The sequence below is a fragment of the Streptomyces fragilis genome, from assembly GCF_003112515.1.
GTDB classification, from domain to species: Bacteria; Actinomycetota; Actinomycetes; order Streptomycetales; family Streptomycetaceae; genus Streptomyces; species Streptomyces fragilis.
The window spans coordinates 232,999-253,544 of the sequence record NZ_BEVZ01000005.1; the positions used below are offsets into that span (position 1 = coordinate 232,999).

13 protein-coding genes are annotated in these 20,546 nt (G+C 73.4%); 7 read left to right on the forward strand and 6 right to left on the reverse strand.

Annotated features, from left to right (window positions below):
* The first annotated feature begins 131 nt into the window (after positions 1 to 131).
* Positions 132 to 1,883, forward strand: a complete 1,752-nt coding sequence (locus Sfr03f_RS19495) for a beta-N-acetylhexosaminidase (protein WP_108955242.1) — start codon at positions 132 to 134, stop codon at positions 1,881 to 1,883.
* 234 nt (positions 1,884 to 2,117) lie between these two features.
* On the opposite strand, the gene Sfr03f_RS19505 is transcribed toward Sfr03f_RS19495, so the two are convergent.
* Positions 2,118 to 3,161 carry an ABC transporter substrate-binding protein gene (locus tag Sfr03f_RS19505; protein WP_108955244.1) on the reverse strand — a complete coding sequence of 348 codons (1,044 nt, stop codon included), beginning with the start codon at positions 3,159 to 3,161 and terminating at the stop codon, positions 2,118 to 2,120.
* 353 nt (positions 3,162 to 3,514) lie between these two features.
* On the opposite strand from Sfr03f_RS19505, the gene Sfr03f_RS19510 reads away from it, so the two are divergent.
* Complete coding sequence (locus Sfr03f_RS19510; RefSeq protein WP_108955245.1) at positions 3,515 to 5,404, forward strand: NAD-binding protein; 1,890 nt, start codon at positions 3,515 to 3,517, stop codon at positions 5,402 to 5,404.
* Positions 5,405 to 5,611: 207 nt separating this feature from the next.
* Here the strand turns inward: Sfr03f_RS19510 and Sfr03f_RS19515 are convergent, their stop codons facing one another.
* The 4 genes from Sfr03f_RS19515 to Sfr03f_RS19530 form a co-directional block, all read right to left on the reverse strand.
* Complete coding sequence (locus Sfr03f_RS19515; protein WP_108955485.1) at positions 5,612 to 6,772, reverse strand: acyl-CoA dehydrogenase family protein; 1,161 nt, start codon at positions 6,770 to 6,772, stop codon at positions 5,612 to 5,614.
* A gap of 28 nt (positions 6,773 to 6,800) precedes the next feature.
* Positions 6,801 to 7,760: a hydroxymethylglutaryl-CoA lyase gene (locus Sfr03f_RS19520; RefSeq protein WP_108955246.1), complete on the reverse strand. Its 960-nt coding sequence runs from the start codon at positions 7,758 to 7,760 to the stop codon at positions 6,801 to 6,803.
* On the reverse strand, positions 7,757 to 9,757 hold the full coding sequence (locus tag Sfr03f_RS19525; protein WP_108955247.1) for an ATP-binding protein: 2,001 nt from the start codon (positions 9,755 to 9,757) through the stop codon (positions 7,757 to 7,759). The genes Sfr03f_RS19520 and Sfr03f_RS19525 overlap by 4 nt, the downstream gene beginning before the upstream one ends.
* Positions 9,758 to 9,826: 69 nt before the next feature.
* A complete protein-coding gene (locus Sfr03f_RS19530) occupies positions 9,827 to 11,443 on the reverse strand; it encodes a carboxyl transferase domain-containing protein (RefSeq protein WP_108955248.1) in 1,617 nt (538 codons plus the stop codon).
* A gap of 82 nt (positions 11,444 to 11,525) precedes the next feature.
* Between Sfr03f_RS19530 and Sfr03f_RS19535 the strand changes: the two genes are divergently transcribed.
* From Sfr03f_RS19535 to Sfr03f_RS19550, 4 genes are all read left to right on the forward strand, one after another.
* On the forward strand, positions 11,526 to 12,143 hold the full coding sequence (locus tag Sfr03f_RS19535; protein ID WP_108955249.1) for an SACE_7040 family transcriptional regulator: 618 nt from the start codon (positions 11,526 to 11,528) through the stop codon (positions 12,141 to 12,143).
* Positions 12,144 to 12,348: 205 nt separating this feature from the next.
* The gene (locus tag Sfr03f_RS19540) at positions 12,349 to 13,506 is read left to right on the forward strand and encodes an acyl-CoA dehydrogenase family protein (protein WP_108955486.1); all 1,158 of its coding nucleotides are present in this window, start codon (positions 12,349 to 12,351) and stop codon (positions 13,504 to 13,506) included.
* Between the two features lie 21 nt (positions 13,507 to 13,527).
* Positions 13,528 to 14,415 (forward strand): acyl-CoA thioesterase, encoded by an 888-nt coding sequence (locus tag Sfr03f_RS19545; RefSeq protein WP_108955250.1) that lies wholly within the window; start codon positions 13,528 to 13,530, stop codon positions 14,413 to 14,415.
* A gap of 117 nt (positions 14,416 to 14,532) precedes the next feature.
* Complete coding sequence (locus Sfr03f_RS19550) at positions 14,533 to 15,657, forward strand: cation diffusion facilitator family transporter (protein ID WP_245967650.1); 1,125 nt, start codon at positions 14,533 to 14,535, stop codon at positions 15,655 to 15,657.
* Here Sfr03f_RS19550 and Sfr03f_RS19555 read toward each other — a convergent pair.
* Positions 15,645 to 16,445, reverse strand: coding sequence for a phosphatase (locus Sfr03f_RS19555; protein ID WP_108955488.1), 801 nt, complete (start codon positions 16,443 to 16,445; stop codon positions 15,645 to 15,647). The genes Sfr03f_RS19550 and Sfr03f_RS19555 overlap by 13 nt on opposite strands.
* Positions 16,446 to 16,695: 250 nt before the next feature.
* Here Sfr03f_RS19555 and Sfr03f_RS19560 point away from each other — a divergent pair, with 250 nt between their 5' ends.
* Positions 16,696 to 20,532 (forward strand): ABC transporter ATP-binding protein, encoded by a 3,837-nt coding sequence (locus tag Sfr03f_RS19560; RefSeq protein WP_108955251.1) that lies wholly within the window; start codon positions 16,696 to 16,698, stop codon positions 20,530 to 20,532.
* Positions 20,533 to 20,546 lie beyond the last annotated feature (14 nt).

The window sequence follows — 20,546 nt, forward strand, 5'->3', positions numbered from 1 at the left end:
TCGGGCAGGATCCTGGCGTTCGGGTGTGCGAGACCACAGGACGGTGCGCGAGGGGATTGTCGCGCCTCCCGGGTGGGGAGTAGTGGTCCAGACCTTCTAGCGGCGCAACGAGTGAACGGAAGGGGACGACCGTGGCGGGACAACGGCACACGGCCTTACGGCTGGCGGCCTCGCTGCTGCTCCTGACGGCGGCCGCCGGAGGGGCCGCCCGGGCCGCGCCCTCGGAGCGGACGGCCGGCCCCGGCGGGGCCGGCGCGCCGGCCGGGGGGTTCGGCGCGCTGATCCCGGCGCCGGTCTCGGCCGAGCCGGGCGGCGCCCCGTACCGGATCACCCCCGGCACGGCGATCCGGGTCGAGGACAGTCCCGAGGTGCGCGCGATCGGCGTCTACCTCGCGGAACTGCTGCGGCCCTCCACCGGCTACCGCCTCCCGGTCACCGGCGGTGGCGGTGGCGGCGACGAGGACGGGGCCGCGGGTGCGTCGCGTGGCGGCGGCGACGAGGACGGGGCCGGGGGCGTCCGGCTGCGGCTCGCGGACGGTCCCTGGGGCGAGGAGGGCTACCGGCTCACCAGCGGCCCCTCGGGGGTGACGCTGACGGCCGCGCGGCCCGCCGGGCTGTTCCGCGGCGTGCAGACCCTGCGTCAGCTGCTGCCGCCGGAGGCGGAGGCCGGCCGGGTGCGCCCCGGACCGTGGCAGGTGCCCGGCGGCGTGGTCGAGGACCGTCCGCGCTACGCCTACCGCGGCGTGCACCTGGACGTGGCGCGGCACTTCTTCACCGTCGAGCAGGTCAAGCGGTTCATCGACCGGATCGCGCTGTACAAGGTCAACACGCTGCACCTGCACCTCACCGACGACCAGGGCTGGCGGCTGGCGATCGACTCCTGGCCCCAGCTCACCGCCGTCGGCGGAGCCACCGAGGTCGGCGGCACGCCCGGCGGGTACTACACGAAGGACCAGTACCGGGAGATCGTCGCCCACGCGGCGTCCCGCTACCTGGAGGTCGTCCCGGAGATCGACCTGCCCGGCCACACCAACGCGGCGCTCACCTCCTACGCGGAGCTCAACTGCGACGGCGTCGCGCCGCCCGCGTACACCGGGATCAAGGTGGGCTTCTCCTCGCTGTGCGTCGGCAAGGAGGTCACCTACGACTTCGTGGAGGACGTGATCCGCGAGGTGGCCGAGCTCACCCCGGGCCGGTACCTCCACATCGGCGGGGACGAGGCGCACTCCACCCCGCACGAGGACTACGTCGCCTTCATGGCGAGGGTGCAGCCCCTGGTCGCCGAGTACGGCAAGACGGTGATCGGCTGGCACCAGCTCACCGCGGCGGAGCCCGCGCCGGGCGCGCTGGCGCAGTACTGGGGCTACGACGAAACCGAGGAGGAGGAGCGGGCCCGGGTGGCGGAGGCGGCCCGCGCCGGCACCGGGATCATCCTGTCGCCGGCCGACCGGGCGTACCTGGACATGAAGTACACCGCCGGGACGCCGCTCGGACTCGACTGGGCCGGGCCGGTGGAGGTCCGGCGGTCCTACGACTGGGACCCGGCCACCTACCTGGCGTCCTCCGGCGTGCCGGAGGACGCGGTGCGGGGAGTCGAGGCGCCGCTGTGGACGGAGACGCTGAGCACCCCGCGGGAGCTGGAGTTCATGGCGTTCCCCCGGCTGCCGGGCATCGCCGAACTGGGCTGGTCGCCGGCGGACGCCCACGACTGGGAGGCATACCGGGTGCGGCTGGCCGCGCAGGCGCCGCGGTGGGACGTGATGGGGCTGGAGTACTACCGCTCACCGGAGGTGCCGTGGCCGTCCGGTGACGTCGGGGAGCCCGAGAGGCCCGGGGAGTCCGGGGAGCCCGGGGAGCCCGCGGGGGTCGCCGCGTCGGGGTGACCGCCGGACGGCCGCCCGGCTGCCGGGCTGCCAGAGGCATGCGGTCCGTCGTCGCCGGTGCACCACTGCCCGCCGGCGCGCCACTGCCCGTCGGTGGGCCGCTGCCCGCGGGTAGGCCGCTGCCCGCGGGTGGGCCGCTGCGCGTCGGTGGGCCGCTGCCCGGCGGCGGACGCGCGGGAGCCCCCGGAGGACCGTCTCCGGGGGCTCCCGCGGCTGCCGGGGGGAGGCAGCGGGTCAGGCCACCTTCTTGGCGTTCTCGATGGCCTCGGCGAGGTCGTTCAGCAGCGGAGTGCACTTGTCGTAGGACAGGATCGGCTCCGGCGAACGGGCGATGACCTGGCCGGCCTTGACGGCGGGCAGCTTCTTCCAGGTCGCCTCGGTGATGTCGGCCGGCTGGATGGCCTGGGCCCGGTCGTCCATGATGATCACGTCGGCCTTGTACTTGTCGACGTTCTCCCAGCTCAGGCTCTCGAACCAGCCGCCGCTCTCCTTGACGGCCTTCGCGTCCGGCTCGACGATGTTCACGCCGAGGGCCTTGTAGTACTCGAGGTCGATCGAGAGGTTGTGGGTGGAGACGTAGAAGAGGTCGGGGGAGGCGGAACCGGCCAGGACGCGGATCTCCGGGCGGGCCTTCGCGGCGGCCTTGAGGCGCGCGGCGGCCTGCTCGAACTTCTTCTTCGCCTCGACGACCTTGGCGGCCTTCATGTCCGCGCCCAGCGACTCGGCCAGCGCGGCCATGCGCTCCAGGGACTTGGTCATCTGCACGTCGAAGACGGAGACGCCCACGCTCGGGGCGAACTTGGCGATCTGGTCCGCGGACTCCTCCGGCACGTACCAGAGGGTGCCCGCGCCGTCGAACATGGTGGAGACCAGGAGATCGGGCTTGAGAGCGGCGTACTTCTCGACGCTGAACTCGCCCCAGACGTTGCCGATGACCTCGACCTTGGAGACGTCCATGTCGCCGGCCTGCACGTCCGGCTTGCCGCCCTCGGCGGTGGTCGGGCCGAAGACGCCCTTGACCTGGACGCCGTAGTCGTACAGCGCGGCGCCCACGCCCGTGAAGGCCACGATGTTCTGCGGCGCCTTGTCCAGCTTCACCGTGGTGCCGCGGTCGTCCGTGAAGGACCACGGGCCCGAGGCGGCGGCCTTGCCCTTGTCCGCGCCGTCCTTCGCCGGCTGGTCGTCGCCGCACGCGGCGAGGACGGCACCGAGCCCGAGGGCGCCGCCGGCTGCCAGGATGCCGCGGCGGGTGGGGAGGGAGGGACGGACGTGACGCATGGGTGACTGCTTTCGAACAGGGCGGACAGCCGCCGGACGATTCGAGGCAAGGTTAGCCTTACCTTCATTGGCTTTGTCCAGGGGGTGGCGGTGTGTGTTTCCGGAAGTTGCCCGTGCCCGCCCCGGCAACCGGCCCGCCCCGACACTGCCGGGTCCGGACACTGCGGGCCGCCCCGCGGGGATGCGATCATGCGCGGCACGGGGGTTGTGACCCGTGGAGCGGTACGGGGCCGACGATCTGACGGATGATCCGACGATCCGACGGTTCCGGTGGAGCGGACGCGAGGGCTCAGGGGGGCGGGCGCGTGGTCACGTTGCCGAGGCAGGGCGAACGGTCGCGGGCGGAACGGCACATGCTGGTCTGCGGCGACGACGGGCTGGCCCCGCGACTGGCCGCCGAGCTGCGGGAGGTCTACCGGCAGCGGGTGGTCCTGGTGGTGCCGGGGGAGCGGACCGAGGACGCCGGGACCCTGGCCGCCACCGTCTCCCGTGCCGCCGCGCTCCTGGGCCGCTGGGGCCAGGGACCGCTGCAGCAGGGGCCCGACGACTCCCAGCCGGGGCTGAGCACGCCGGTGCTGGAGATGTACGCCCCCCGCCCGGGCGCGGACGTGCTCACCGAGGCGGGCGTGGAGCGCGCCGCCGCGATCGCCCTGCTCTACGAGGACGACGAGACCAACCTGCGCGCGGCCCTCGCCGCCCGCCGCCTCAACCCCTCGGTCCGGCTGGTGGTGCGGATGTACAACCGCAAGCTCGGCGAGTACATGGAGGAACTCCTCGACCAGGCGGCCCTGATGGCACGACCCGGACTGGACCGGGCCACCCTGGAGGCCTCCACCACCGTCCTCTCCGACGCCGACACCGCCGCCCCCGCCCTCGCCGCCACCGCCGTGGCCGACACGCGCCGCGTGGTGCAGGCCGACGGTCTGCTGCTGCGCGCCGCCGAGCGCACCCCGCCACGGACGGGGGAGACCGCCGACCCCGGCCTGTGCACACTCGCCCTGCTCTCCTCCACCACCGCCGACCCCGCGGGCGCCGAGGGGTCCGACGCCAGCGGTCCGCAGGGCCCGCGCCTGCTGCCCGACGACGCCGAGGTACGGGCGGCCACCGGGCGCGGCACGGTGGTGCTGGACGCGGTCCGCCGCACCGGCCCCGCCCTGCCGCCGCGCCGGCTGGCCCGGCGCGGGGCGCCGCTGTCCCGGCTGTTCTCCCGGCGGCTGCGCTGGGCGACGGCCGGCGTGGTCGCCTCCGTGCTGGCGCTGGCCGTCGCCACCACCGTGCTCACCGACCTGGGGTTCCTGTCGGCGACCTACGTCTCCCTGCTCGACCTCCTCGGCATCGGCGACCCGGCGACGGGCCAGTCGGCGGCCCGCCAGATCCTGCAGCTGCTCTCCGGACTGGTCGGCCTCGCCCTGCTGCCGCTGCTGGTGGCGGCCGGACTGGAGGCGCTCGGCACCTTCCGCGGGGCCGGGGCGCTGCGGCGGCCGCCGCGCGGGCTCTCCGGACACATCGTGCTGCTCGGCCTCGGCCGGGTCGGCACCCGGGTGCTGTCACGGCTGCGGGAGCTGGACATGCCGGTGGTCTGCGTGGAGCAGTCCGCCGAGGCGCGGGGCGTGCCGCTGGCCCGGGACCTCGGGGTGCCGGTCGTGCTGGGCGACGTCACCGAGGCGGGAGTGCTGGCGGAGGCCAAGATCCACCGGGCGGCGGCGCTGCTGGCGCTGACCAGCTCCGACACCACCAACCTGGAGACGACGCTGGCGGCCCGCTCGATCGCGCCCGAGCTGCGGGTCGCGCTGCGGCTGTACGACGACGAGTTCGCCACCGTCGTCTACCGCACGCTGCGGGCCGCGTACCCGCGGGCCGTCACCCGCAGCCGGAGCGTCAGCCACCTCTCCGCTCCCGCGTTCGCGGCGGCGATGATGGGACGTCAGGTGCTGGGGGCGATCTCCATCGAGCGCAAGGTGCTGCTCTTCGCGGCGCTGGTGGTCGGCGGGCACCCGCAGTTCGAGGGGCGCACGGTGGCCGAGGCGTTCCGCGCGGGGGCGTGGCGGGTCATCGCCCTGGACACCCGGCGGCCCGAGGCCCGCCGCCCCGACCTGGCCCGCGAGGCCCCCTCGGACGGTCCGCAACTGCTCTGGGACCTCCACCCGGGGTACGTCCTCCGGCCCGACGACCGCATAGTCCTGGCCGTCACCCGCCGCGGCTACGCGGAGATCCTGAGCACCACCCGGAGTGCGGCGGGCTGAACGCGCCGCCGGACCGGGGCGCTCCGGACGAGGGCACGCCGGGCTGGGGCGTGCCGGGCTGGGGCGCGCCGGCCACCCTGCGGGAGGCGGGGCGAGGGCGTGCGTGCGCCCCGGAGGGTGCCGTCCACGCGGACGGGCCGTGCCCGGGGGTCGCAGGGTCGCTGCGACCCCCGGGTTGGGGGGCGAGCCGTCAGACGCGGTGGCCGGTCAGCCCGAGAGGCCCATCTCGCGCGCGATCAGCATCCGCTGGACCTCGCTGGTGCCCTCGCCGATCTCCAGGATCTTGGAGTCGCGCCACATGCGGGCCACCGGGTACTCGTTCATGAAGCCGTACCCGCCGTGGATCTGCGTGGCCTCCCGCGCGTTGTCCACGGCCACCGTCGAGGAGTACAGCTTGGCGATGGCCGCCTCCTTCTTGAAGGGCTGCCCCGCGACCATCCGCGCCGCCGCGTCGTGCCAGGCGAGACGGGCGGTGTGCGCCTTCATCTCCATGTCGGCGATCTTGAACTGGATGGCCTGGTTCGCGCCGATCGGGCGGCCGAACGCCTGCCGCTCCTGGGCGTACTTCACCGACTCGTCCACGCACCCCTGCGCCAGGCCCGTGGCGAGTGCGGCGATCGCGATCCGGCCCTCGTCGAGGATCCGCAGGAACTGGGCGTAACCGCGGCCCTCCTGGCCCACCAGGTTGGCGGCCGGGACCCGGACGTCGGAGAAGGAGAGCTCCCGGGTGTCCGAGGCGTTCCAGCCGACCTTGGAGTACGGGGCGGCCACGGTGAACCCCGGGGTGCCGGAGGGCACGATGATCGCGGAGATCTCCGGCCGGCCGTCCGCCTTGCGGCCGGTGACGGCGGTGACCGTGACCAGGCCCGTGATGTCGGTGCCGGAGTTGGTGATGAAGCACTTGGAGCCGTTGATCACCCACTCGTTCGTGGCCTCGTCGAGACGCGCCGTGGTGCGGGTGGCGCCCGCGTCGGAACCGCCCTCGGGCTCGGTCAGGCCGAATGCGCCCAGCATCTCGCCGGAGCACAGGCGCGGCAGCCACTCCCGCTTCTGCTCCTCGGTGCCGAAGAGGTGGATCGGCATGGCGCCGAGCGAGACGCCGGCCTCCAGGGTGATGGCGACCGAGGAGTCGACCCGGGCCAGCTCCTCCAGGGCGACGCCGAGGGCGAAGTAGTCGCCGCCCATGCCGCCGTACTCCTCGGGGAAGGGCAGACCGAACAGGCCCATGCGGCCCATCTCGCGGACGATCTCGTAGGGGAACTCGTGCCGCTCGTAGAAGTCGCCGATCTTCGGGGCGACCACGTCGTGGGCGAACTCCTCGACGGTGCGGCGCAGCTCCTCCAGCTCCGGGCTGAGGCGGCGGTCCATGGGGGTGGCGGTGGTGGCGGTCATCGCGTCACTGCTCCTGGTGGGAGAGGGCTCGGACGGTGCGGGACGGGCTGGGCCGGCCCAGTTGTTCGGCCATCCACACGCTCGTGGCGGTGAGACGGCCGAGGTCGACCCCGGTCTCGATGCCGAGGCCCTGGAGCATCCACACCAGGTCCTCGGTCGCGAGGTTGCCGGTGGCGGACTTCGCGTAGGGGCAGCCGCCGAGGCCTCCGGCGGAGGCGTCGACGGTGGTGACACCGTGCTGGAGCGCGGCCAGGGTGTTGGCCAGGGCCTGGCCGTAGGTGTCGTGGAAGTGGACGCCGGTCGCCTCGACGGCGACACCGGCCTCCTTCAGCGCCGTGAGCACGGCGGCGACGTGACCGGCGGTGGCGACGCCGATGGTGTCGCCCAGGCTCAGCTCGTCGGCTCCCATGTCCATCAGCGCCCGGCAGACCTGCACGGCCTGCCCGACGGGGACGGGGCCCTCCCAGGGGTCGCCGAAGACCATCGAGACGTAGGCCCGGATCCGCAGCCCTTCACCCTTGGCACGGGCGGCGACCGGCTCGAACATGGCGAGCGACTCGTCGACCGTGCGGTTCAGGTTGGCCTTGGCGAAGGACTCGGTGGCGCTGGCGAACAGCGCCACCGTGCGCGCGCCGAGCGCCAGCGCCCGGTCCAGGCCGCGCTCGTTGGGCACCAGCACGGGCAGCTCCACCGGCAGGTCGCGGACCATCGGGAACAGTTCCTCGGCGTCCGCCAGCTGCGGCACCCACTTCGGGTGCACGAAGCTGGTGGCCTCGACGGTGGACAGCCCCGCCCCGGCGAGGCGGCGGACGAACTCCGCCTTCACCTCGGTGGGGACCGTCGCCTTCTCGTTCTGCAGGCCGTCGCGGGCGCCCACCTCGTAGATCCGCACCCGGGCGGGCAGCCCTTCGGCGGGCACCCGCATGGGCAGGGCGCCCGGACCGGACGTCGCGTCGGCGGTCATGCCGCGCCCTCCTTGTCCTCACCGGGCGTGCTCGCTGCCTCGTCGGGGGTGATCACGGCGAGCACCTGGTCCATGGCGACCGCCGTGCCGGGAGTGACGTCAAGCTCGGCGACCGTGCCGGAGTGCGGGGCGGAGATGACGTGCTCCATCTTCATCGCCTCCACCACGAGCAGGCTCTGCCCGGCCTCCACCCGGTCGCCGACGGCGGCCTTGACCACCGTGACCGTGCCCGGCATGGGCGCGGTCAGCGAGTCGGCGCCCGCACGGGCCGCGCCGGTCAGCGAGGCCGCCACCGGGTCGTGGTCGCGTACCTGCCAGGCGTCGCCCTCCCGGCCGAGCCAGTCGCCGGCCCGGTGGAAGGTGTGGCGGACGCCGTCCAGGACGACCGAGACACTGTCCGGGCCGACCTCGTGGTGGGCGGCGCCGGCCCGCACGGTGTGGGTGACCGGGTCCAGCCCGGGGACCTGGAGCGGGAAGCCGAGCGGCCGGTGGGCCTCCGGGCCGCCGATCCGCCAGCCGCTGGGCACGGCGAACGGGTCCGTCCAGCCGCCCTCGGTAGGCGCGGGCGCCAGCTCGGCGAGCCGGACGGCGGCCGCCGCCTCGTACACCTCGGCCGGGACCCCTTCGGGGACCAGCGCGTCGGCCTCACGCTCCACCAGCCCGGTGTCCATCTCGCCGGACACCACGTCGGGGTGGGCCAGCAGACGGCGCAGGAACCCGGCGTTGGTCGGCACGCCCAGGACGACCGTGTCCGCGAGGGCGGCGCGCAGGCGGCGCAGGGCGGTGGCCCGGTCCGGGCCGTGGGCGATCACCTTGGCCAGCATCGGGTCGTAGAGGCTGCCCACCTCGGAGCCCTCGGCCAGGCCGGAGTCGGTGCGCACGCCCGGGCCGGACGGCTCGCGCAGCAGCAGGACCCGGCCGCCGGAGGGCAGGAAGCCGCGGGAGGGGTCCTCCGCGCAGATCCGGGCCTCCACCGCGTGGCCGGTGAGGGTGACGTCCTCCTGCGTGAACGGCAGCGGCTCGCCGGCCGCCACCCGCAGCTGCCACTCCACCAGGTCCAGGCCGCCCCCACCGATGGACACGGCCAGCTCCGTCACCGGGTGCTCGACCTGCAGGCGGGTGTTCATCTCCATGAAGTAGTAGGAGGAGGGGTCCTTGCCCGGGACGATGAACTCCACCGTGCCCGCGCCGACGTAGCCGCAGGACCGGGCCGCCTGCACGGCGGCCTCGCCCATCGACGCCCGGGTCCCCTCGTCGAGCAGGACGCTGGGCGCCTCCTCGACGATCTTCTGGTGCCGCCGCTGGAGCGAGCACTCGCGCTCGCCCAGGTGCAGGACGTTGCCGTGGGCGTCGGCCAGCACCTGGATCTCGATGTGCCGGGGGCGGTCGATCCAGCGCTCCACCAGCAGCGTGTCGTCGCCGAAGGAGGCACGGGCCTCCCGGCGCGCCGCGGCGATCTCCTCGGCCAGCGCGGACTCCTCGCGGACCAGACGCATGCCCTTGCCGCCGCCGCCCGCACTGGGCTTGAGCAGCACCGGCATGCCGATCTCCCGGGCGGCCGCCGCCAGCTCGTCGTCGCTCAGGCCGCTGCCGCTGGAGCCCGGAACCACCGGGACACCGGCCGCGCGGACCGTCTCCTTGGCGCGGATCTTGTCGCCCATCAGGTCGATCGCCGAGGCGGGCGGACCGAGGAAGACCAGCCCCGCCTCGGCGCAGGCCTGCGCGAAGGCGGCGTTCTCCGCGAGGAAGCCGTATCCCGGGTGCACGGCCTGCGCGCCGGTGCGCGCCGCGGCCTCCAGGATGCGGTCGACGCGCAGGTAGCTCTCGCCGGCCGGGGCCGGGCCGATCCGCACCGCCGTGTCGGCCGCGCGGACGTGCGGCGCCTCGGCGTCGGCGTCGGAGAAGACGGCGACCGAGCGGATGCCCAGCTCGCGCAGCGTACGGATCACCCGCACCGCGATCTCGCCGCGGTTGGCGACCAGCACCGTGTCGAACATGCCCTGCCCTGCCTCGGACCGCTTCGTCTCGAGCTCTGTCGTCTTGATGCGTGCCACGTGTCCCACCCCTTACATCCGGAAGATGCCGAACTTCGGCTCGCCCAGCGGGGCGTTGCCGCAGGCGGTCAGGGCCAGGCCCAGGACCTGCCGGGTGTCCAGCGGGTCGATCACGCCGTCGTCCCACAGGCGCGCCGTCGCGTAGTAGGCGCTGCCCTGCTCCTCGTACTGGGCGCGGACCGGGGCCTTGAAGGACTCCTCCTCCTCGGCCGGCCACTCCTCGCCGCGCGCCTCGATCTGGTCCCGCTTGACGGTGGCCAGCACCGAGGCGGCCTGCTCGCCGCCCATCACGGAGATCTTGGCGTTGGGCCACATCCACATGAACCGCGGCGAATAGGCACGCCCGCACATGGAGTAGTTGCCCGCGCCGTAGGACCCGCCGACCACCACCGTCAGCTTGGGGACCCGGGTGCAGGCCACCGCCGTGACCATCTTGGCGCCGTGCTTGGCGATGCCGCCCGCCTCGTAGTCCCGGCCCACCATGAAGCCGGAGATGTTCTGCAGGAACACCAGCGGGATGCCGCGCTGGTCGCACAGCTCGATGAAGTGCGCGCCCTTCTGGGCGGACTCGGCGAACAGGATGCCGTTGTTGGCGACGATGCCGACCGGGTGGCCGTGGATCCGGGCGAAACCGGTGACCAGGGTCTGCCCGAACTCCGACTTGAACTCCGCGAACTTCGAGCCGTCGACGATCCGGGCGATGATCTCGCGGGCGTCGTAGGGCGTGCGGGAGTCGACCGGCACCGCCCCGTAGAGCCCGGACGGGTCCACCTTCGGCTCGACGGGGGTGACGGCCTTCCACGGCAGCTCCCGGCGGGCGGGCAGCGTGGAGACGATGGTGCGCACGATGCGCAGCGCGTGCGCGTCGTCCTCGGCGAGGTGGTCGGTGACGCCGGAGGTGCGGGAGTGCACCTCGCCGCCGCCGAGCTCCTCGGCCGTCACCACCTCCCCGGTGGCCGCCTTCACCAGCGGCGGCCCGCCCAGGAAGATCGTGCCCTGGTCGCGGACGATGACCGCCTCGTCGCTCATCGCCGGGACGTACGCGCCGCCGGCCGTGCAGGAGCCCATCACGGAGGCGATCTGCGGGATGCCGGCCGCGGACATCCGCGCCTGGTTGTAGAAGATGCGGCCGAAGTGCTCCCGGTCGGGGAAGACCTCGTCCTGCATCGGCAGGAAGGCGCCGCCGGAGTCGACCAGGTAGACGCACGGGAGGCGGTTCTCCAGCGCGACCTCCTGGGCGCGCAGGTGCTTCTTCACCGTCATCGGGTAGTAGGTGCCGCCCTTGACCGTGGCGTCGTTGGCCACGACCACGCACTCGCGGCCGCTCACCCGGCCGATGCCGGCGATCACTCCCGCGGCGGGCGCCTGCCCGCCGTACAGCCCGTCCGCGGCCAGCGGAGCCAGCTCCAGGAACGGCGAGCCGGGGTCGAGCAGCGTGTCGACCCTCTCGCGCGGCAGCAGCTTGCCGCGCGCGGTGTGCCGCGCGCGAGCCCTCTCGCCCCCGCCCAGGCGGGCCGCGGCCAGCTTGGCGCGCAGCTCCTCCACCAGGGCGCGGTGGGCCGCCTCGTTGGCCCTCCAGGCGTCCGAGGCGGGATCCGCCGCGCTCTTCAGCTCCGGTGCGTCGTCCATCTACGAGCTCCTCAGGTTAGCGCTCGTTAACCGATTTCCTTCAGGTTAACGAGCGCTAACCGCCCTGTCTACAATTGATGGCATGGCCACCAGGACGGATGCCTCGACCCGCCGTGAGCAGATCCTCAAGGAGGCCGCGCGGCTCTTCGCCGAACGCGGCTTCCACGGCGTCGGCGTCGACGAGATAGGCGCTGCCGTGGGCATCAGCGGTCCCGGCCTGTACCGGCACTTCCCCGGCAAGGACGCGATGCTCGCGGAGCTGCTGGTGGGCATCAGCGGTCAGCTCCTCACGGGGGGCAGGCGGCGGGTGGCCGAGGCCGGGACGGAGTCCCGGGGCGGCGGCCCCGGGGCGGTCCTCGACTCACTGATCGAGGGGCACATCGACTTCGCGCTCGACGACCGCCCGCTGATCACCCTGCACGACCGTGAGCTGGACCGCCTGCGGGACAGCGACCGCAAGATGGTGCGGCAGCTGCAGCGGCAGTACGTCGAGCTGTGGGTGGAGGTCGTCCGGGAGGTCCACCCCGAGCTCGCCGAGCCGCCCGCGCGGGCGGCGGTGCACGCGGTGTTCGGCCTGCTCAACTCCACGCCTCACCTGAGCCGCCCCAGGCTGCCCAACCGCGCGGCCACCGCCACGCTGCTGCACGCCATGGCGCGCGGCGCGTTCGCCTCCGCCGCCGAGGCCGCCGCCCGGGCCTGAGCCTCCGCGGCGGGCCTTCGCGCCCGCATCCGTCCACGTCACCCCTCGCGCCCCGCGGGGGGTGACGTGCGTTACGGGCCCGTTCGGCCGTGCATCTCTGGACGAGTGTCCTACTCGCCGGTACGGTAAAGGCTGAGCAAGCGCTTAGCTAGATCGTGCTGCTCGGAAGCGACAACCAGCCAGGACGAAGGCGGAGGTGGCGGCGGTGCGCCGTACGGTGTTCAACGAGGATCACGAGGCGTTCCGGGAGACCCTGCGCGCCTTCATCGAGGCCGAGGTCGTCCCGGTCTTCGACGACTGGTTCCAGGCGGGCATCGTGCCCCGCGAGTTCTACTACAAGCTCGCCGAGCTCGGCGTCTTCGGCATCAACGTCGACGAGGAGTACGGCGGCGCCGGCCTGGAGACCCACAAGTTCGAGGCCATCCAGTACGAGGAGACCGCCCGCGCGGGCGTCAACTTCGGCGGCTCCGGCGTGCACGTGCTGCTCGCCCTGCCGTACATCAAGATGCTGGCCACCGAGGACCAGAAGAAGCGCTGGCTGCCGAAGTTCGTCTCCGCCGAGGAGATGTGGGCCATCGCGATGACCGAGCCGGGCACCGGCTCCGACCTCGCCGGCATGAAGACCACCGCCAAGCTCTCCGAGGACGGCACCCACTACGTCCTCAACGGCGCCAAGACCTTCATCACCGGCGGCGTGCACGCCGACCGTGTGATCGTCTGCGCCCGCACCGCCCCGGCGACCCCCGAGGACCGCCGCCACGGCATCTCCCTCTTCGCCGTCGACACGAAGTCCGAGGGCTACTCGATCGGCCGCAAGCTGGACAAGCTCGGCCTGCGTACCTCCGACACCGCCGAGCTCGCGTTCGTCGACGTCAAGGTCCCGGCCGAGGACCTGATGGGCGAGGAGAACAAGGGCTTCTACTACCTCGGCAAGAACCTGGCCTCCGAGCGCTGGGGCATCGCCTTCGGCGCCTACGCCCAGGCCAAGGCCGCGGTGGAGTTCGCCAAGAAGTACACCCAGGACCGCACGGTCTTCGGCCAGCCGGTCGCCGCCTTCCAGAACACCAAGTTCGAACTGGCCGCCTGCAAGGCCGAGGTGGACGCGGCCGAGGCCGTCGCCGACCGCGCCCTGGAGGCCCTGGACGCCGGTGAGCTGACCGCCGCCGAGGCCGCCTCCGCCAAGCTGTTCTGCACCGAGGTCGCGCACCGCGTGATCGACCGCTGCCTGCAGCTGCACGGCGGCTACGGCTACATGAACGAGTACCCGATCGCCCGCCTGTACGCGGACAACCGGGTGAACCGCATCTACGGCGGCACCAGCGAGATCATGAAGACGATCATCGCCAAGGACATGGGTCTGTAGAGGGACCCGTACCTTCCGCACATGAGCAAGGCACTGCAGTCGCTGCTCGATCTGCTCGACCTCGAGCGGATCGAGCGCGACATCTTCCGCGGTCGCTCCCGGTTCGCCGTCGTCCCCCGGGTCTTCGGGGGACAGGTGGCGGCCCAGGCGCTGATCGCCGCGGGACGCACCGTCCCCGCCGACCGGTTCGCGCACTCGCTGCACGCGTACTTCCTGGTGGCCGGGGACCCGGGCGCCCCGATCGTCTACGAGGTGGACCGGATCCGCGACGGCCGGTCCTTCACCACCCGGCGCGTGGTCGCCGTCCAGCACGGCCGGCCGATCTTCCACCTCTCCGCCTCCTTCCAGGCGTACGAGGAGGGGCTGGACCACCAGGCGCCGATGCCCGAGGTCCCCGACCCGGAGACGCTGCCGACGTTCGAGCAGATGATGCCGCGGCACGCCGAGGCCTACGCCTCGCCGGACATGCTGGAGCGGATGCTGGCCGCGCGCGCCGCCGTGGACCTGCGGTACGTCAACACGCCGCCGTGGGGCAGTGTGGGCGAGCCCCGGGAGCCCCGCTCCCAGGTGTGGTTCCGCACGGCGGGCAAGCTCGACGGGCCGCTCGACGACCCGCTGATGCACGTCTGCCTCGCGACCTACGTCTCCGACATGACGCTGCTGGACTCGGTGCTGCTCGCCCACGGGCGCGGCGGCTGGGCCGTCGGTGACGTGGTGGGCGCCTCCCTCGACCACGCCATGTGGTTCCACCGCCCCTTCCGGGCCGACGAGTGGCTGCTCTACGACCAGGAGTCGCCGTCCGCCTCCGGGGGTCGTGGGCTGGGGCAGGCGCGGATCTACACCCAGGACGGCCGCCTCGCCATCTCCGTCATCCAGGAGGGCGTGGTCCGGGTCCCCCGGGAGAGCTGAGGGACGCCGGCCCGCCGCCCTGTCCCGCACGCCGCATGCCCGCACACCCGCATGCCCGCACACCCGCATGCCCGCGTGCCTGCGTGAGAAGTGCGGAGCCCGGGGAACGCTCGACCCATGACGGATTCCCCGGGCGGCCGGCGGCCGGACGACGCGCGGCCCGACGACGGACGGCGTGGCGACGCGCGTGGCGACGACGCGCGGGCCGACGACGCGCGGAGCGACGACGTGAGGCCGGACGCGCTCCGGCCGGACGGGACGTTCGCGGAGGACGGACACCTCGCGGCCGGCGGCCCGGGGAAGGGCGGGCCGGCCGAGGGCGACGGGGACAGCACCTTCACCGTGCTGGTCGCCGCCGGGGCCAACCTGGGCATCGCCCTGGCCAAGGCGGTGGCCGGCGCCATCAGCGGGTCGAGCGCCATGCTCTCCGAGGCCGCCCACTCCGTCGCCGACACCGTCACCGAGGTCCTCCTGCTGGTCGCCCTGCGCCGCAGCGCGCACCCCGCCGACGAGGACCACCCCCTGGGACACGGCGCGGAACGGTACGTCTGGGCGCTGCTCGCCGCGGTGGCCACCTTCGTCGGCGGCGCCGTCTTCTCCTTCTACGACGGCGTGCACACGCTGGTGAAGGGGGAGGAACTCGGGGACCCGCTGATCTCGTACATCGTGCTCGCGGTGGCGTTCGTCCTGGAGGGCATCTCCCTGCGGACCGGACTGCGGCAGTCGCGCGGCGAGGCCCGGCGGCACGGGACGAGCTTCGAGCGATACCTGCGCCACACCCCGGACACCGCGGTGAAGGCCGTGGTGATGGAGGACTCCGCCGCCCTGATCGGCCTGGCGCTGGCCGCCCTCGGCCTGCTGGGCGGGCAGCTCACCGGTTCGGGCGTGTGGGACGGTGTGGCCTCGCTGCTGATCGGTGTGCTGCTGCTCTACGTGGCCTGGGTGCTCGGCCGGTCCAACGTCGAACTGCTGGTGGGCCGCCCGCTGCCGCGTCCGGTACGGGAGCGGATCCGGGCGGAGCTGCGGGCGGTGCCCCACATCGAGGAGGTGCTGGAGCTCACCACCCTGGTGCAGGGCCCGCGGGAGGCGCTGGTGGCGGCCAAGGTGGACTTCCGTGACGTCTCCAGCGCCGCCGAGGTCGAGCAGGCATGCGACCTCGCGGAACAGCGGCTGCGGGAGACGTTCCCGGTCATCGGCCGGGTCTACCTGGACCCCACCCCGGGGCGGCGTCAGCCCTCGTAGAGCCCCGCCTCGCTGAGCAGGTAGGCGGTCATCGGGTCGTAGTACCGAGGGCTGTGGACATGGTCGTCGAGCGGCACGGCCACCTGGAGCGTGCCCTCGGCCTCCGCCACGAACAGCGCGGGATCGTTGCAGTCCGCGTAGCCCACCGCGTCCACGCCGTGCTGGGCCGCGGCGCCCGCCCAGCCGTGGTCGGCGACCACCAGGTCGGGCAGCGGGCGGCCGTCCTCACCCAGGGCGAAGAGAATGGCCCGCATCGGCTCGCCCGAGTGGGTGTGCCAGAGGTTGGCGCCACGCTCCACCACGGCGACGTCGGCGAACTGCACCACCCGGCCCTCCACGGTCCCCAGGTCCTCGGGGATCACCATGACCTCGCAGCCCGCCGCGCGCAGCGCGGCCGCGGTCGCCCGGTGCACGTCCAGCAGGCCCCCGGGGTGGCCGGTGGCCAGCAGAACCCGCTGCCGGTCCTCCGCCGCCTTCCGCAGCCGTGCCGCCATCCGCTCGAGGCCGGACACCGTCAGCTCCGGGTCGATCGTGTCCTGCCCGACCCGGTGCGCCGGGTCGTCGTCCACCCCGACCCGCTCCGCCATCACGGCCAGCACGTCCTGCTCGTCGGCCCAGCGGTCGCCGAACTCCAGGCCGAACCAGTAGTAGCGGTCGCCGTTGGCCAGGGCACGGTAGTGGGACAGGTTGTTCTCGCGGGGCGTGGCGACGTCCCCCGCGATACGGGTACGCACGAGGTGGTCGATCAGCTCGTCACGGCTGGGCGTCGGGGTCCCGGGTATCGGCATGTCACCCATTCTGATGGAGGTCGCGCCGGACGTCCCGCTGATTGTCCACAGGCGTCGAACCCGCGTCCGAGACCTGTGCCACGGTCGCCGTATGTCGACGGCACCAGCTCGTCCGAGCCCGGCCCGGTCCCGGACGGCCGTCAGCGTGGCGAGCCGGCCGGGCACGGGCCGATTGTTGCGGAGGGATGAAATCCGATCCGGCCGTCGTTGGTGCCTGGAGGAAGATCAGAACCGACGGAGGGCACCCCGAGTGACGGAGCGGCGACAGGAGAACGGACCCGGCTGGGCACGCCGGCTGGCGGCGTACGCCTGGCGGCATCCGAAGGACGTGATCCTCGCCCTCGGCTCGTCCCTGGCCGGCATGGCGGTCATGGCACTCATCCCGCTGATCACCAAGGTGATCATCGACGACGTGATCGGCGACCGGTCCCGCGAGATGGCGCACTGGGCGACCCTGCTGGTCGGCGCCGCGTTCGTCGTCTACGTGATGACCTACATCCGCCGCTACTACGGCGGACGCCTCGCCCTTGACGTGCAGCACGAACTGCGCACCGACATGTACCGCACCATCACCCGCCTCGACGGCCGCCGCCAGGACGAGCTGTCCACCGGCCAGGTGGTCGGGCGGGCGACCAGCGACCTCCAGCTGATCCAGGGCCTGCTCTTCATGCTGCCGATGACGATCGGCAACATCCTGCTCTTCCTCATCTCCCTGGGCATCATGGCCGCCCTCTCGCTGCCGCTCACCGCCGTCGCGGTCGCCGTCGCCCCCGCCCTGTGGTGGATCGCCCGCCGCAGCCGCGCCAAGCTGCACCCGGCCACCTGGTACGCCCAGGCGCAGGCCGCCGCCGTGGCCGGAGTGGTCGACGGCGCCGTCACCGGCGTCCGCGTGGTCAAGGGCTTCGGCCAGGAGGAGCAGGAGACCGGCAAGCTCCGCGCCGTCGGCCGCCGCCTCTTCGCCGGACGGCTGCGCACCATCAAGCTCAACGCCACCTACACCCCCGCCCTGCAGGCCGTGCCCGCCCTCGGACAGGTCGCCATGCTGGCCCTCGGCGGCTGGCTCGCGGTCGAGGGGCACATCACGCTGGGCACCTTCGTCGCCTTCTCCGCCTACCTGGCCCAGCTGGTCTCGCCGGTCCGCATGCTCGCCATGGTGCTCACCGTCGGCCAGCAGGCACGGGCGGGCACCGAACGCGTGCTGGAGCTGATCGACACCGAGCCGAGCTTCCGGGACGGCGCCGCCGAGCTGCCCGCCGACGCGCCCGCCACCGTCGAGTTCGAGGACGTCTCCTTCTCCTACAACGACACCCGTCCCGTCCTGGACGGCCTGTCGTTCACCATCCGCCCCGGCGAGACGCTGGCCGTGGTCGGCTCCTCCGGCTCCGGCAAGTCCACGGTCTCGCTGCTGCTGCCCCGCTTCTACGACGTCACCGGCGGCAGCGTCCGCGTCGGCGGCCGCGACGTGCGGGATCTGACCCTGCGGTCGCTGCGTGCCGCGATCGGCATGGTGCCGGAGGACTCCTTCCTCTTCTCCGAGTCGGTCCGCGACAACATCGCCTACGGCCGTCCCGAGGCCACCGACGCGGAGATCGAGCGGGCCGCCCGCGCCGCACAGGCCCACGACTTCATCACCGCGCTGCCCGAGGGCTACGCCACCAAGGTCGGCGAGCACGGCCTCACCCTCTCCGGCGGCCAGCGCCAGCGCCTCGCGCTGGCCCGCGCCATCCTCACCGACCCGCGCCTGCTGGTCCTCGACGACGCCACCTCCGCCGTCGACGCCCGCGTCGAGCACGAGATCCACGAGGCCCTGCAACACGTGATGCGGGGCCGCACGACCCTGCTCATCGCCCACCGCCGCTCCACCCTCAACCTCGCCGACCGGATCGCCGTCCTCGACGGCGGCCGCCTCGCCGACGTCGGCACCCACGAGGAGCTCAGCGCGCGCTGCGCCCTCTACCGCGGCCTGCTCACCGACCCCGACGAGCTCGGCGGAGTCTCCCCGGGCCACGTCGGGGCAGCCGCCGGCCGGTCCGGCGACGACGGCGCCGACACCACCGTCCGCGACGAACTGGACGCGGAGTACTGCGCCGAGCGCGGCATCACCCCCCGCCTGTGGACCGGCGACCGCGAGCCGCGCGATCCCGCCCTGGAGGGCATGCCCGCCACACCGGAGCTGCTGGCCAAGGTCGACGCGCTGCCGCCGGCCACCGACACCCCGGACGTCGACGAGGCGCGCGCCGTCCGGCCGGAGAAGGACTACAACCTCCGCCGTCTGCTGCGCGGCTTCGGCGGGGCGCTCACGGTCAGCCTGCTGCTGGTCGCCGTCGACGCCGGCATGGGCCTGCTGCTGCCGGTCCTGATCCGCAACGGCATCGACGACGGCGTCCAGCGGGTCGCCCTCGGAGGCGTGTGGACGGCCTCACTGATCGCGCTGGCGGTGGTGCTCACGCAGTGGGCGGCCCAGGTGGGCGAGATGCGGATGACCGGGCGGACCGGCGAGCGGGTGCTGTACGCGCTCCGGCTGAAGATCTTCGCCCAGCTCCAGCGGCTCGGCCTGGACTACTACGAGCGGGAGCTCACCGGCCGGATCATGACGCGGATGACCACGGACGTGGACGCGCTGGCGACCTTCCTGCAGACCGGCCTGGTCACCGCGTTCGTCTCGGTGGTCACCTTCTTCGGCATCATGGCCGCGCTGCTGGTGCTCGACGTCGAGCTGGCGCTGATCGTCTTCGCGACGCTGCCGCCGCTGATCGTCTCCACGTACTTCTTCCGCCGGGCGAGCGTGAAGGCGTACGAGCTGGCCCGCGAGCGGGTCTCCACGGTCAACGCCGACCTCCAGGAGTCGGTCGCCGGGCTGCGCATCCTGCAGGCGTTCGGCCGGGAGGGATCCGGCGGCGAGCGGTTCACCGCCCGCAGCGACCTGTACCGCCGGGCCAGGATCCGCGGACAGTGGCTGATCTCGGTGTACTTCCCGTTCGTGCAGTTCCTCGCCACGGTCGCCTCGGCGGCCGTCCTGTGGGCGGGCGCCGGACGGATCGCCGCGGGCACCCTGACGGCGGGCGCGCTGGTCGCCTACCTCCTCTACATCGACCTGTTCTTCGCGCCGGTGCAGCAGCTCTCGCAGGTCTTCGACGGCTACCAGCAGGCCACGGTCTCCCTGGGCCGGGTGCAGGAGCTGCTGCGGGAGCCGACCTCCACCGAGGAGGCGGACAAGCCGGTCCCGGTGCGGCGGCTCGAAGGGGAGATCGTCTTCGAGGACGTCCACTTCGCGTACGGCGCGGAGGACGCCGGCATGAAGGAGGCCGGTGTGAAGGAAGCCGGCATGCACGAGACCGTCGTGCACGAGGCCGGCGAGGGGCCGGGCGAGGGCTCCGGCGGCGGGAACGCGCTGACCGGCATCGACCTGCGGATCCCGGCCGGGCAGACGGTGGCCTTCGTCGGCGAGACCGGCGCCGGGAAGTCCACGCTGGTCAAGCTGGTCGCCCGCTACTACGACCCGGTCCGCGGGCGGGTCACCGCAGACGGCCGGGACCTGCGCGAGCTGGACCTCACCGGGTACCGGCGCCGGCTGGGCGTGGTGCCTCAGGAGGCCTACCTCTTCCCCGGCACGGTGCGCGACGCCATCGCCTACGGCCGGCCGGACGCGACCGACGCCGAGGTCGAGGCGGCGGCGCGTGCGGTCGGCGCGCACGAGATGATCGCGACGCTGGAGGGCGGCTACCTGCACGAGGTCGCCGAGCGGGGGCGGAACCTTTCCGCGGGCCAGCGGCAGCTGATCGCACTGGCCCGGGCGGAGCTGGTGGACCCCGACGTGCTGCTGCTCGACGAGGCCACGGCGGCGCTGGACCTCGCCACGGAGGCGGCGGTCAACGCGGCCACCGAGAAGCTGGCCGGCCGCCGCACCACCCTGGTGGTGGCCCACCGGCTCACCACCGCGGCGCGCGCGGACCGGGTGATCGTCATGGACCACGGCCGCGTCGCCGAGGACGGCACCCACGACGAGCTGCTCGCCCGGGGCGGCCGTTACGCCGCCCTCTGGCAGACCTTCATCGGCGCCCCCGAGCCGGCCGCCGACCTCCGGTGACCAGGAGGGGCCAG

Excerpts from the sequence above, each read along its gene's own strand:
- Sfr03f_RS19505 (WP_108955244.1), bottom strand. The coding sequence starts at position 3,161 with ATGCGTCACGTCCGTCCCTCCCTCCCCACCCGCCGCGGCATCCTGGCA.
- Sfr03f_RS19510 (WP_108955245.1), top strand. The coding sequence starts at position 3,515 with ATGCTGGTCTGCGGCGACGACGGGCTGGCCCCGCGACTGGCCGCCGAG.
- Sfr03f_RS19515 (WP_108955485.1), bottom strand. The coding sequence starts at position 6,772 with ATGGACCGCCGCCTCAGCCCGGAGCTGGAGGAGCTGCGCCGCACCGTC.
- Sfr03f_RS19520 (WP_108955246.1), bottom strand. The coding sequence starts at position 7,760 with ATGACCGCCGACGCGACGTCCGGTCCGGGCGCCCTGCCCATGCGGGTG.
- Sfr03f_RS19525 (WP_108955247.1), bottom strand. The coding sequence starts at position 9,757 with ATGTTCGACACGGTGCTGGTCGCCAACCGCGGCGAGATCGCGGTGCGG.
- Sfr03f_RS19530 (WP_108955248.1), bottom strand. The coding sequence starts at position 11,443 with ATGGACGACGCACCGGAGCTGAAGAGCGCGGCGGATCCCGCCTCGGAC.
- Sfr03f_RS19535 (WP_108955249.1), top strand. The coding sequence starts at position 11,526 with ATGGCCACCAGGACGGATGCCTCGACCCGCCGTGAGCAGATCCTCAAG.
- Sfr03f_RS19545 (WP_108955250.1), top strand. The coding sequence starts at position 13,528 with ATGAGCAAGGCACTGCAGTCGCTGCTCGATCTGCTCGACCTCGAGCGG.
- Sfr03f_RS19550 (WP_245967650.1), top strand. The coding sequence starts at position 14,533 with ATGACGGATTCCCCGGGCGGCCGGCGGCCGGACGACGCGCGGCCCGAC.
- Sfr03f_RS19555 (WP_108955488.1), bottom strand. The coding sequence starts at position 16,445 with ATGCCGATACCCGGGACCCCGACGCCCAGCCGTGACGAGCTGATCGAC.